The following is a 13,161-nucleotide window of genomic DNA, read 5'->3' as shown; positions in this document are numbered from 1 at the left end:
TCCTGTGGAAATCCTAAGAGAATTGAAAGCGTTTCACCTCAGGCAGGGATGGGAATAGGGCTTAAACCCTTGAAATGCGTGAGATTTTTTGAAAAATTTCTACTTTAATTATCTTGTGCTGACCGGTTCCTTTTTGGGTATAAGAGGAGTATTCTTGTTCTATAGACAAAGTGACGGATGCAAAGAAGGAGGAATAAATCATGAGTGATTTATTTAAAGAAATTACAGAAAAGGTTGAGAAACATCAGCCGACGATCGTACTTCCTGAAGGGACAGATGAGCGTATTTTAGAAGCGGCAGCACAGCTTGGAGCAGATCAAGTCGTTAAACCAATCTTAGTTGGAAATAAAGAAGAGATTACAGCTAAAGCAAGCGAGCAAGGCATTGTTTTAGGTGAAAACGTTCAGATTCTTGACCCGAATAATTACGATGAAATGGATGCAATGGTAGAAGCATTTGTCGAACGTCGTAAAGGGAAAGAAACAGAAGAGAGCGCACGTACAAAATTAGTTGATGTAAACTACTTCGGAACAATGCTTGTCTACATGGGCAAAGCAGATGGACTTGTGAGCGGAGCGGCTCATTCAACAGGTGATACGGTTCGTCCGGCACTTCAAATTATCAAAACACAGCCAGGAATTAAACGTACATCTGGTGTGTTCGTGATGGTGAAAGAAGAACAAAAATTTGTATTTGGTGACTGTGCCATCAATATTGCGCCAAACAGCGAAGAGTTGGCGGAAATTGCGATTGCTACAGCTGAAACAGCAAAAGTTTTCGGCCTTGATCCTAAAGTAGCAATGCTTAGCTTCTCTACAAAAGGTTCAGCATCTTCAATGGAAACGAAGAAAGTATCAGAAGCAACTAAATTAGCACAAGAGTCACGCCCAGACTTAGTGATTGACGGGGAGTTTCAATTTGACGCAGCATTTGTTCCAGCTGTTGCACAAAAGAAAGCACCGGATTCACCACTTCAAGGCCAAGCAAATGTATTTATTTTCCCAAGTCTTGAGTCAGGAAACTTAGGATACAAAATTGCGCAGCGTCTTGGCGGATATGATGCAATCGGACCAATCCTTCAAGGGTTAAACAAACCGGTAAACGATCTATCCCGCGGCTGTAACGCAGCGGATGTTTATAAGCTGTCATTAATTACAGCGATGCAAGCAATTAATCAAAAAGCGACAACTGAAGCATAATTGAAGCGTAATTGAAGCGTAATCACGAAAAGTACCTTAGGAGCTCCTAGGGTTCTTTTTTGTTATGATGTTCTAATGCAAGCATAATCAATTAATTTCTTTGAAACGTAAAAAAGCCAAGCGAATATCGCTTGGCTTCTGCTAAACAATGATTAGTCTTCTAATGCTTCAATCACTTTTCTTGCAGTGCTTTCACTAGACATTGGGTTTTGGCCGGTTACAAGGTTGCCGTCGCGGATGGAGAAATCTGTCCATTTGTCACCCGCTATAAATTCACCGCCGCGTTCACGGAGCATTTCCTCTAACATAAACGGCATATGGTCTTCAAGCTGCATTTCTTTTTCTTCTTCATCGGTAAATCCATTTACTTTTTTACCGTTAACAAGCGGCGTTCCGTCTTTGTACGTCACATTTACTAATCCGCTTGGCCCGTGGCAGACAGCACCGATTACTTTTTGCTCTTCAGCGAGTGTTTGAATCACAGATTGCAGCGTTTCATTATCCGGGAAGTCAAACATCGTACCGTGACCGCCAGGCAGGAAAATCGCGTCGGCTCCATTAGCATGATCAACGGAAAGCTTTTTCGTCTCACGCAGAATATCTTTTGCCTTTTTCCATTCCGGCTTATCTGCGTCTTCTAAGCTGTTCGGATCAAGAGGGACATCACCGCCGCGAATGCTTGTTACTTCAACGTCATAGCCTTTTTCTTTAAAAAGGTTATAAGGCACAGCAAACTCCTCTAACCATAATCCTGTTTTTTGACCGTTTGATATTGTCGTATGGTTCGTTACAACCATCAGTACTTTTTTAGACATCGATTATTCCTCCTTCATCAAAAACACTACAACAATACTTTTCCCGTAATAAGCAAATTAAAACGTAGACGAAAAAACAACCGATGCCTACTCTATATGTAGACATCGGTTGTTACGCTGGGTTACACGGACCATATTTTTCTCATACAAATCCATCTCTTCACCTGTAAATCCATCCATTGAAAGCACTGCACCCATGCGCTGCATGGACTGCAATGTTTTCATCATGACCTCTGAGACCGTAAGTGAGGTATTGAGGAGTTCAGATAAAGAGGCCATCGTTTCTGGCTCAATCTTTGGGTAATCAAATTTTGCCGACGAGCCTTGAACGGCATGGCGATAAAATTCGCGAATCATTTCTGCGCGCTTCGCTCCGCTTCCGGTAATACATAAATATATTTGTACAGCTACTCCGCCGCGGATTCTGCGTTGCGATATACCGGCAAATTTCTTGCCGCCTATGCTTAGATCAAAGCTGCCTGGACAGTAGGAGCCGACGATTTCATATGCTTCGATTTCCTTGCCGTATGGCTTAAACACATCTTTAATCAGTTCAAACATCATTTCGTATCCGGCATCAATCGAGATTTTCTTGTCTTCTTTCATAATAAGAGAAAGGTTCAAGACACCTTTATCAAGCACTACGGCTAAGCCGCCTGAATTTCGGACGATCACATGATAGCCTTGTTCTTTTAAATAAGTAATCCCGTCTTCAATATGCGGCAGGCGGCTGTCTTGAGTACCGAGCACAACCGTTTGATGATGAACCCAGCTTCTGAGCGTAGACATCCCGTCCTCACCGGCCGTTTTACAGATTGTGTCATCATAGGCAAAGGATTGAAGGGCATCAAAGGCAGGACCCAATGTCGAGTGATCTATAAATCTCCATTTATTAGTAAAAGTCAGTAGGTTTTGGCTCATAGGTAATGACTCCTTAACATGCATTAATAACAGTTATTATAGCATGTGATAGAGGAATAATGAGAAATCAAATAGGTGTTAAATCAGTTATTAATGATTGCTGTCTCCTCAGAGTGTGATATACTAGTGGATAGTCCGTGTCTTTTTTGGACATCCTGCTTACACATAAAACTTTAGTGAATAAAAATAGATAATTAGTATAGAAAGGAAAATGGAGATGGCTAATGAATTTCGCATTTGTGATGAATGCCAAGCGACGAATATTAAAACGCTCGTGCCTCGCTTGAAAAAAGTCGATCCAGATGCATCGATTGATATCCGCTGCCAGTCCTACTGCGGACCAGGCCGGAAAAAATCTTTTGTATTCGTAAATAACCGCCCAGTTGCAGCACCTGATGAGGATCAAGTTATTGATAAAGTAGAGAAAAAGTTGAAAAAATAATGATCCTGGCTTATTCTTTTAGTCAGGATTTCTTTTGGAATTTGGCGAAAATTGTCGAATCCCATAATCTTTCACTTCAAAAATCGGTTTGCAATCGGATACAATAGGGAAAGGGTTAGGGCTTAGAAAAAAATTCTCAAAAATAAGACAATAGTAAGAAAACAACAGAATAGGCAAGTGACATCATAGATTGGCAGCAAAGAGAGAGGAGATGGTTTATTATGAGCTTAACAAAAAAGATTATTATTGCCCTCATTTTGGGTGTGGGGGTAGGTCTTGCATTTAATGCATGGGCGCCAGAAGCTTTTGTAACAGTAGATGCATATTTCTTAACACCACTCGGGCAGCTTTTTCTTAAATTAATTACAATGCTCGTTGTGCCGCTTGTATTTTTCTCGATTGTTCTCGGTACAGCGGGAATGGGAGATCCTAAAAAGCTAGGTCGGATTGGTGGTAAGACTGTCGGCTATTATTTATTAACTACTACGATTGCTCTTGTGATCGGTTTATCAGTCGCGTTTATTATCCAGCCTGGTGACCCAGGATTGATGGGAGAAGCTGGTGAGGAATTTTCAGCAGAAGAACCACCTCCTGTTATGGATACATTATTAAATATTATTCCTTCAAACCCTATCGAAGCGCTTGCTTCAGGTGAAATGCTTCAAATCATTGCTTTTGCATTGTTGGTTGGTATTGCAATGGCAAGTCTTGGTGATAAGACGCGTGGTGTGATGAAGTTAATGGAGCAGGGTAATGAAATTATGATGTACCTAGTTACTCTTGCAATGAAACTGGCTCCATACGGTGCTTTTGCGTTGATTGCGTCTGCTTTAGGTAAGCAAGGCTTTGATGTGCTGGCTTCTATGGTTATGTATATGTTAGCTGTTATACTAGGTTTGGTTATTCACTCAATTATTACGTATGGTGGATTTGTAGCCTTACTAGGAAAACAAAGCCCTATTCAATTCTTTAAAAACTTCTTCCCTGCAATGACAGTTGCTTTTAGTACATCAAGTAGTAGCGCAACTCTCCCTATTTCGATGAAAACAGCCCAGGAGAAGTTAGGAGTATCTAAGCCTGTTTCAAGTTTCGTTCAGCCGCTTGGAGCGACAATTAACATGGATGGTACAGCTATTATGCAAGCTGTGGCGACTGTGTTTATTGCTCAGGTGTATGCGGTGCAGCTGTCAATGGGTGACTTGTTAACAGTTGTTCTTACGGCAACACTTGCAAGTATCGGTACGGCTGGTGTGCCTGGTGTAGGTATGATCATGCTTGCGATGGTATTAACATCTGTCGGCCTTCCTGTTGAAGGTATTGCGCTTGTATTAGCTGTTGACCGTATCCTTGATATGCTGCGAACAGCAGTAAATATTACAGGTGATGCTTCTTGTGCGGTTGTTGTTGATCGTACAGAACAAAAGCATCAGACTGTTCAAAAAGAGTCTAGTGTGGAAGCATAACATAGGTACAAAGAGATTAATCAAAAAAAATACGCGGCCCGATGCTGCGTACTTTTTTGGTGTTTTAAACATGAAAATAAGGGTATTGGATAAGGATTTAGAAAAAGGGTTAAGTCCCCTTGTGCTTCTGTTAAATTGGTGTAAATCCTCTCTAGAGAAGAGACATTGCATAGTTCTTTCGTTATAATAGAGGCACTATACATGAGTGATTGGGAGAGGTTCAAACCATGACGACACCATACTACGGACAGCTTGAAGAGGAAAAAGTGTTCAAAGACCCTGTACATCGCTACATCCATGTGCGAGATGAATTGATTTGGGCTTTAATTGGCACGAAAGAATTTCAAAGGCTTAGAAGAATTCGCCAGTTAGGAACGACTTATGTGACGTTTCACGGGGCTGAGCACACACGGTTTAATCATTCTCTGGGTGTATATGAGATTACAAGAAGGATTCTAGAGGTATTTCATGGACGGCCACATTGGAAAGACGAAGACCGTCTCTTAACGCTGTCAGCCGCACTCCTTCATGATGTAGGCCACGGCCCTTTTTCACACTCCTTTGAAAAGGTCTTTGACATGGATCATGAAGAATGGACGCGAGAAATTATTTTAGGCGATACTGAAATTAATGAAGTGCTCACAAATGTTAGTGCTGATTTTCCGCAAGCTGTGGCCGATGTCATCGAAAAAACATACTCAAACAAGCTAATTACGAGTATCATCTCCAGCCAGATTGATGCCGATCGGATGGATTATTTGCAGAGGGATGCGTATTATACAGGTGTCAGCTACGGTCATTTTGATATGGAGCGAATCCTTAGGGTCATGCGTCCAATGGAAGATCAGGTGGTGATCAAACAAAGCGGGATGCATGCGGTAGAAGACTATATTATGAGTCGTTACCAAATGTATTGGCAAGTGTATTTTCACCCGGTTACTCGCAGTGCGGAAGTAATTTTGAGTAAAATTTTTAAGCGTGCGAAGGAGCTTCATCTCAGTGGCTACGAGTTTAAGCAGAAGCCTGAACATTTTTATTCTTTCTTTCATGGAAAAGGGAGCTTGGACGATTATTTACGATTAGATGAGGCGATAACCCTTTATTATTTTCAAATTTGGCAGGAAGAAGAGGATCGCATTTTACGTGATCTTTGTGTAAGATTCCTAAATAGACGTCTGTTCAAATATGTCGAATTCGATCCTAATCAACGGATGAATGATTGGCCGGAACTGCAAGAGCTGTTTAGAAAAGCAGATCTTAACCCGGAATATTATTTAGTTGTTGATTCCTCCTCTGACCTTCCATATGACTTCTATCGTCCTGGAGAAGAAGAGGAGAGACTGCCGATCCATCTCGTTTTGCCAAATGGAAAGATCCGTGAGCTTTCTCGGGAGTCAGATGTAGTCGAAGCCATTTCCGGCAAAAAACGAACGGATCATAAATTGTATTTTCCGCTCGACTGCTTAGAGGACGTGCGTGAACATAAAGAAGTAAAAGAGCGGATTCTTAGGATTTTAAAGAAATAAGGGGGGCGTGACGGTTGTTACAAGACCACGCGAAAGTCATGGCGGTCTTTTTGCAAGCTGGTGAAGTAGTCGGACGGAAAAAGCTGCAAAAGATTATTTATATTGCAAAGAAGATGAACATCCCATTCTCAGAACGTTATAAATTTCATATGTTCGGACCCTATTCAGAGGAGCTTTCTCTTCGAATGGAGGAGCTTTGCAACCTTGGCTTTGTTGCCGAAACAAAAGAAGACAAAGGTAATTATTATCAATACCGTTATGCCCTGTCTTCGCGCGGGGAGAAGTTTCTGAGTATGTATCAATTTGACTTGCCGGATGTGAAACCAGTATTTGAAAGTTTAAACGAGCAAAGTGCACGTTTTCTAGAACTGGTTTCTACCTTACTGTATTTTGATGAGTTAACACGTGAGGAAGTAAAAGAAAAGGTTCAAACGTTAAAACGTAAGCAAAATTACACAGATGAAGATTTTGAGCAAGCTTATACGTATATCCAAGGGCTAAAAAAGGTCATAAAGCAATAGCATAATCAGCCAGGCAGCAGGAAATGTACGATAGAAAAAAAGTCTGAACACCTTATCAACAGGTGATTCAGACCTTTTTATTATTGATCGGAAAGACGCTTGCCGTTAACAGCAAAATTCGTTGGCTTCATCTCATCGATAATGACAGAGATTCGCTCAGCAGGCGCTCCTGTCGTTTCAGAAACAGCGTCAGTGACTTTCTCGACTAGGGCACGTTTTTGGTCATCAGTACGTCCCTCAAGTAATTGTACGGTTACGATTGGCATATGATTCGCTCCTTTTATGTATACATACTTGTAATGTGTAGATACATTCATTTTAGCAAACATTTTCCGAACAAACGAGGATTGTGTATAATGAGGGTAGAATAATGAACGCAGCAAAAGTAGGATTTTTCTACGAAAGGATGTTGGGTAATGGATTTATTAAATAATGACAATCTCAAAAAGAAAACGGGCGGATTTAATATTTTAAGCGGAGACTCTACTTCTGGTCATGGTGGATACGGGGCTGGGGTCATGAATTTGGACAATGTTTCGCCAATTTTCGTTGATCCTGCTGAAGGTGAAGCTTTTGTAGATATGGGCGCACTTCACGCTCGTTCGGCAGTAGAAAAACGAATCAAATTTCTCCCTGATAAAGAAAAAGTGCCAAATGGGAAACTGTACTGGCTTGTGTGGGTAACAATTCAATATAAAGACAGCAAGCCGTATTATGCAGGAGTAGCGGGCTGTGAGATGACAGTGGATACAGAAATCCGTCGCGGATATAAGAGTCTGCCGGAACATGTAAATAAAATGGATAAGTCATTAAAGGGTAAAATTCTTGTCGATGATATGGATCAAAAATCCAAAAAGATTCTCGCTGATTTCTTGAAATCACATAATGAAGCAATGTGGAATCACTCTGAAAAAGAACTCCATGAGGCGCTGTTAAGCGGAGAAGTATAATATCTTCCTTGTAAATAGTAAATTTAGATGAAGTATGAACGATTTTTGAACACTGAACTGCCCACTTGAGCTTTTTGGAAAGAGGGAGTAAACTTGAGGTAGTATAAAGACACATTTATACTAGGACACGAAAAAGCACGGAGGCAATTTGCCTTCGTGCTTTTTCATTTTCTCCTAGAGGATTCCTTCAACTTATAGCGAATGAAATAAGGATTACATACGTTGGAGGACAAAAGATGCTCGGGCAAAAAACATTACATGATATTAAATTATTGCAAGAAGAAGTGGAGAAACATGATGAGATTAATTTGAAGTTAAATTGGGATATGCTCCAAAAAAGAGAGGGGGATGAGCAGCACGATTTTGTTTATTACGACAAGGATGAGCTGATTGCTTTTGTCGGGACTTATCGTTTCGGGAACAAAGCGGAAGTATGCGGCATGGTCAAACCAATAGAACGTAGAAAAGGCCATGCTACAAGGCTCATCTTAGAAGCGGTGGCTCAATTAAAGGCTGCTGGAATAAATCATGTTTTAGTAAACGCTCCAGCCAAATCCGTGTCCGGACAAAGCTTTGCTAAGAGCCTGCCGACAGCTTACTCGTTTTCTGAACACCAAATGAAATGGCATCCTAACAAGATGAAATCAGCAACGGGTGAGGTGGCTCTATCCGAAGCAAGTGATACGGACCTAGCTTATATTATAAAATTGGACGCTCTAGGTTTTGACATGAGCGAGGCAGAAGCGGGTTCGATGTATAAGTCAGGCGTTGAAGAGGGGACCTACATTATTTATGCGGGTGAAGTTAAGGCTGGTAAACTCCGTATAGTCGATGAACGTAATGAGTCTTGGATTTATGGCTTTGTCGTGACACCAGCTATGCAAGGGAGAGGCATTGGCAGAAGCGTGCTGCAGCAAGTAGTGGAACGGGAACGTGCTAAAGGGCGCGATATTCATCTTGAGGTGGCACTTGAAAATCCACGTGCCCTGAAGCTGTATACGTCTGTTGGGTTCATTGAGACTGGCACACAGGATTATTTTCTGTTTAAAGAATAGAAAGAGTTCCTGTCCCATACTAAATAGGTGTTTAAGTAGCCAGCAGGAAAGGAATACTACTTGTACAATCTATTTAAAGGGGATGTATAGAATGAATGAACAAGAGTTAAAAGACAAAGTTCTCGATGTGTTGAAAAACCAAAAGGTTGGTACGTTAGCGACTGTCAAAAATAATAAGCCACACTCGCGTTATATGTCATTCTTTAACGAAGACTTTACCCTTTTTACACCGACAGACAAAGATACTCATAAAGCGGAAGAAATTGAGGAAAACCCGAATGTGCATATTCTTTTAGGGTATGAAGGAGAAGGGCTAGGAGATAAGTATGTGGAAGTAGAAGGAACAGCTGTGATTCGTGACTCTTCTGAGCTGAAGAAGAAAATATGGAGTGACTCTTTCAGCAGATGGTTTGATGGGCCAGAGGATCCGTCTTATATTGTATTAGAGATCAAGCCTTCTATGATCAGATTAATGAATGCTGGCGAAGAGCCGCAAATATTAGAGCTATAAAATAGACACCGCTTCTAATTAGAGGCGGTGTTTTTTGCCTTACACATTAGTGTTGTTCTACGCTAAAGGGACCCGCTTTCCGCAGGCGGTCCGGGAGCTTGCTCATCGCTTTGCTCCTGTGCGGGCCTATTGGAGCAATACAGATTGAAAAAGTCTCCCCTGCTGCAGTTGTTGATCTACGCTGCAGGGACTCGCTTTCCGCGGGCGGTTCGGAAGCCTCCTCGTCGCTACGCTCCTGTGGGGTCTTCCTTGGCCACGCACATCCCGCAGGAGTCGAGTCCCTTCCGCTTCAATCAACGGTGCGAGAATGAAGTTTAGTTGCTCCCTCATCGTAAGCAGCTGTTCTGACACCTGATCAAATGAGGCGATGGATAACAGCAATGTTAAATTGAAATGATCTGAACCCTAACTAAATCATCCCACTAAATACCTCAACTAAGCAATAATGTAGCGGATGAAATATGTGGAGACTGTGGGGCTTAGAGCAGGAGTGAGATCCCACAGGGCTTAGCCCGAGGAAGCTCACTGGCTCCCCACGAAAAGCGAAGCTTATTTCAGGAGCGGTGAATATGCTATAACCGATGTTTGAGGCACTTTATGTTTTGAATCTATAACTACATCATTCCACTACATTTCCACAAGAAAGAAGGAGTAACCCTAGCGAAGCATATTTCAGCGACGCCTATGCTATAACCCTTGTTTGAGGAACTTTATGTAAAATAACTTTAACATCCTTTTGTCTCAGCCTCTTTCAGTTACTCAATATTTAAACGCTTCATCCGGTATTGCAAGGTTTGCCGGCTAAGTCCGAGTTCAGTTGCCGCATTAGTTTTATGGTATTTATGCTTTTCTAACGCTTTATTAATGTAGTATCTCTCCGCTTCATGTAAGTAATCTTTTAAAATGCGAGGCTCGGCCTGATCGTTGAAATTTTCAATTTCTCGAACAGGTGCTGTCACCGTTTGCTTAAGAAGGTGTGTTTTATTTTTAAGACTGTAAGGCAGGTGGCTAACATCGATCCATTCTTCGTCAATAACTAAATTCATCGCCCCTTCAATGATATGTTCAAGCTCTCGGACATTTCCAGGCCAGTCATATTGTCGAAAAATCTCGTGAACCTCCTCTGTCACTCCTAAAACGTCCATTCGAAATAGCTGGTTATATTTCCCGATAAAAGATTCAACGAGTAATGGAATGTCTTCTTTCCGCTCTTTTAAGGCTGGAATAAAGAGGGAAACCACGCTAAGTCGGTAAAATAAATCTTTACGAAGACGATTCTCAGCAATGGCTTCAATCGGATCCTCGTTGATTGTAGATATGATCCGTACATCTACTTTCCGATCAATCGTATCGCCGATTCTTCTTATTGACTTCTCTTGAATAGCGCGCAGCAGCTTAGCTTGAAGGGTAGGGCTAAGGGAGTTGATCTCATCTAGAAGCAATGTCCCGCCCTCAGCCTGTTCAAACAGACCGATCTTTTCTGTCGCTCCTGTAAATGCTCCCTTACTCGTGCCAAATAATATGCTCTCAATCAGCGTATCAGGCATGGCTGCACAGTTTTGAGAAATAAACGGTCTTTGCGTACGGTCACTGCCGTTATGAATGCTTTGAGCAAACAGCTCCTTTCCTGTTCCCGTTTCACCGACGATCAGAACGGAAGAAGGAGTTCTTGTCGCTCGTTTTGTATGTTCGATCACCTCACTTATAGCCTGACTCCCGCCTATAATGCTGTCAAAGGTGTAGCGTGTATTTCCCTTTTGCTCCATATTTCTTCTGATCAACTGTTCAAGTTTAGTTACATCCTTTGCCACTTCCATCGCTCCAATTATGTTTTCTCCGTCATAGATTGGAAACGTTCTATTCATGGTCGTAATCTCTTTGCCGCCTTTAGTGAAATAGGTTTGCTTTTTTTGGGCAGATACTTTTTGATGGTGCAGCGCCTCAAGCAGGGTGCTTCCTTGCTTGTCTTTAAATTTGAAGATATCTAAAAAGTCTTTATTAAGTACGTCTTCTCTCGAAAGTGATTCTATCTCCATCATTTTGTCATTGTATATAATTGTTTTTCCGTATTCATCAATGACATGAATTCCGGCATCGATTTCATTGATTAATGTTTCATAAATGGTTAGCTGCCTTCTTATTTGCTCGTATTGTTCCAACACGCTCACCTCGTGGAAAAATTCGTTTTTTTATATCTTAAGCGAAAAAGAGTGTATTCAGCAAATTAAATTTTCAATTTTCGATATAAAACGAAAAATTATTTGTCGCTCTTAAGGAAGTTTTTTCACTATTTTTTCAATTAAACAGGGGGGAGTAGGTATTTGTTTCGAGTAATAGAGTTGGCATGATGATTGCAATGAGGTAAGTAAGAGGAATTCAACTAGAGTTGCAATAAAGTATTTTTAATATATTGGTGGGGTGAGATGATTGGGTAAAGTGGAGTCGGCAGCAAGGGTTGTAAAGAAAGATGTATTAGCTTCAACACAGCAGGTCGTTGATCAAGCATTGTCTAATCTAGGTTATGTTGAGGACATGTTTGAATTGCTCAAGGAGCCGCAGCGTATGCTTACCGTACGCATACCAATTAAGCTAGATAATGGTGAAGTTAAAGTGTTCACAGGGTACCGCTCTCAACATAATGATGCGGTAGGGCCTACAAAAGGCGGCGTACGCTTTCATCCGGAAGTGACAGAAAATGAAGTGAAGGCTTTATCCATTTGGATGAGCTTAAAGTGCGGAATTGTTGATGTTCCCTACGGGGGAGGAAAAGGGGGCATTGTTTGTGATCCGCGTACTATGTCGTTTCCTGAGCTTGAAAGATTATCTCGGGGATATGTTCGAGCAATCAGCCAGGTTGTCGGACCAACGAAAGATATCCCAGCGCCAGATGTTTTTACAAACTCACAAATTATGGCATGGATGATGGATGAATACAGCCGTATCCGTGAATTTGATTCCCCTGGATTTATTACAGGAAAACTGTTGGTCCTTGGCGGTTCTCATGGAAGAGAAACGGCCACTGCTATGGGCGTGACGATTTGTATAGAAGAAGCTGCAAAGAAAAATGCTCTTGATCTTGAAGGAGCAAAAGTGATTATACAAGGCTTTGGAAATGCAGGAGGTTTCTTGGCGGAAATTCTTCATCAAAGAGGAGCGATTGTAGTAGGGATCTCCGATGCATATGGAGCTCTTTATGATGAGAATGGATTGGATATTGAGTATTTACTTTCTAAGCGAGATTCCTTTGGTACAGTAACGACATTATTTAAGCGAACAATTACAAACCAAGAGCTGCTTGAACGGGAATGTGATATTTTAGTTCCAGCAGCGATCGCCAATCAAATTACAGAAGAAAATGCGAGTGCAATTAAAGCTAAGATTGTCGTAGAAACAGCAAACGGTCCGACAACGCTCGAGGCAACAGAAATTCTATCAAAAAGAGGAGTTCTTCTCGTACCGGATGTTCTTGCTAGTTCTGGAGGAGTGACTGTCTCCTATTTTGAATGGGTACAAAATAATCTCGGTTACTACTGGTCAGAAGAAGAAGTTTTAGGTAAATTAAAAGATAAAATGGTTAAAGCATTTAACAATGTGCTAGACACAGCCCAAAGACATCAAGTTGATACACGACTTGCTGCATATATGGTAGGGGTAAGAAAGATGGCGGAAGCTTCTAAGTTTAGAGGATGGGTTTAAGAAGTGAAAAAGGAAATGAGCCAAGTGTTCGCTTGGCTTTTTTTCATAAGGGGAGAAATTCG

General features: G+C 41.4%; 13 protein-coding genes. 9 read left to right on the top strand and 4 right to left on the bottom strand.

The window, feature by feature from the left end:
- Positions 1–200: 200 nt before the first annotated feature.
- The gene (gene pta / locus BPOF4_RS18460; RefSeq protein WP_012960773.1) at positions 201–1,199 is read left to right on the top strand and encodes a phosphate acetyltransferase; all 999 of its coding nucleotides are present in this window, start codon (positions 201–203) and stop codon (positions 1,197–1,199) included.
- A gap of 152 nt (positions 1,200–1,351) precedes the next feature.
- Here the strand turns inward: pta and BPOF4_RS18455 are convergent, their stop codons facing one another.
- Complete coding sequence (locus BPOF4_RS18455; RefSeq protein ID WP_012960772.1) at positions 1,352–2,014, bottom strand: type 1 glutamine amidotransferase domain-containing protein; 663 nt, start codon at positions 2,012–2,014, stop codon at positions 1,352–1,354.
- A gap of 87 nt (positions 2,015–2,101) precedes the next feature.
- On the bottom strand, positions 2,102–2,959 hold the full coding sequence (lipL, locus tag BPOF4_RS18450) for an octanoyl-[GcvH]:protein N-octanoyltransferase (RefSeq protein WP_148229547.1): 858 nt from the start codon (positions 2,957–2,959) through the stop codon (positions 2,102–2,104).
- A gap of 193 nt (positions 2,960–3,152) precedes the next feature.
- Between lipL and BPOF4_RS18445 the strand changes: the two genes are divergently transcribed.
- From BPOF4_RS18445 to BPOF4_RS18430, 4 genes are all read left to right on the top strand, one after another.
- Entirely contained in the window at positions 3,153–3,377 is a 225-nt protein-coding gene (locus BPOF4_RS18445; RefSeq protein ID WP_012960770.1) for a YuzB family protein, read from the top strand.
- Positions 3,378–3,598: 221 nt separating this feature from the next.
- Entirely contained in the window at positions 3,599–4,840 is a 1,242-nt protein-coding gene (locus BPOF4_RS18440) for a dicarboxylate/amino acid:cation symporter (protein ID WP_012960769.1), read from the top strand.
- Between the two features lie 227 nt (positions 4,841–5,067).
- A complete protein-coding gene (locus tag BPOF4_RS18435) occupies positions 5,068–6,366 on the top strand; it encodes an HD domain-containing protein (protein ID WP_012960768.1) in 1,299 nt (432 codons plus the stop codon).
- A 14-nt stretch (positions 6,367–6,380) separates the two neighbouring features.
- On the top strand, positions 6,381–6,887 hold the full coding sequence (locus BPOF4_RS18430) for a YwgA family protein (RefSeq protein WP_012960767.1): 507 nt from the start codon (positions 6,381–6,383) through the stop codon (positions 6,885–6,887).
- Positions 6,888–6,967: 80 nt separating this feature from the next.
- Here the strand turns inward: BPOF4_RS18430 and BPOF4_RS18425 are convergent, their stop codons facing one another.
- Positions 6,968–7,204 (bottom strand): 2-hydroxymuconate tautomerase, encoded by a 237-nt coding sequence (locus BPOF4_RS18425; RefSeq protein WP_148229546.1) that lies wholly within the window; start codon positions 7,202–7,204, stop codon positions 6,968–6,970.
- A 99-nt stretch (positions 7,205–7,303) separates the two neighbouring features.
- Between BPOF4_RS18425 and BPOF4_RS18420 the strand changes: the two genes are divergently transcribed.
- From BPOF4_RS18420 to BPOF4_RS18410, 3 genes are all read left to right on the top strand, one after another.
- Positions 7,304–7,837, top strand: coding sequence for a YwhD family protein (locus BPOF4_RS18420; RefSeq protein WP_012960765.1), 534 nt, complete (start codon positions 7,304–7,306; stop codon positions 7,835–7,837).
- 236 nt (positions 7,838–8,073) lie between these two features.
- Positions 8,074–8,892: a GNAT family N-acetyltransferase gene (locus BPOF4_RS18415; protein ID WP_012960764.1), complete on the top strand. Its 819-nt coding sequence runs from the start codon at positions 8,074–8,076 to the stop codon at positions 8,890–8,892.
- Positions 8,893–8,983: 91 nt separating this feature from the next.
- Positions 8,984–9,403 carry a pyridoxamine 5'-phosphate oxidase family protein gene (locus BPOF4_RS18410; RefSeq protein ID WP_012960763.1) on the top strand — a complete coding sequence of 140 codons (420 nt, stop codon included), beginning with the start codon at positions 8,984–8,986 and terminating at the stop codon, positions 9,401–9,403.
- 755 nt (positions 9,404–10,158) lie between these two features.
- On the opposite strand, the gene BPOF4_RS18405 is transcribed toward BPOF4_RS18410, so the two are convergent.
- Positions 10,159–11,562: a sigma-54 interaction domain-containing protein gene (locus tag BPOF4_RS18405; protein ID WP_012960762.1), complete on the bottom strand. Its 1,404-nt coding sequence runs from the start codon at positions 11,560–11,562 to the stop codon at positions 10,159–10,161.
- 268 nt (positions 11,563–11,830) lie between these two features.
- Here BPOF4_RS18405 and BPOF4_RS18400 point away from each other — a divergent pair, with 268 nt between their 5' ends.
- Positions 11,831–13,099: a Glu/Leu/Phe/Val family dehydrogenase gene (locus tag BPOF4_RS18400; RefSeq protein WP_012960761.1), complete on the top strand. Its 1,269-nt coding sequence runs from the start codon at positions 11,831–11,833 to the stop codon at positions 13,097–13,099.
- Positions 13,100–13,161 lie beyond the last annotated feature (62 nt).

This window comes from Alkalihalophilus pseudofirmus OF4, assembly GCF_000005825.2.
GTDB classification, from domain to species: domain Bacteria; phylum Bacillota; class Bacilli; order Bacillales; family Bacillaceae_D; genus Alkalihalophilus; species Alkalihalophilus pseudofirmus.
Note: the sequence above shows the minus strand (reverse complement) of the source record. Positions and strands in the feature narration are given on the sequence as shown.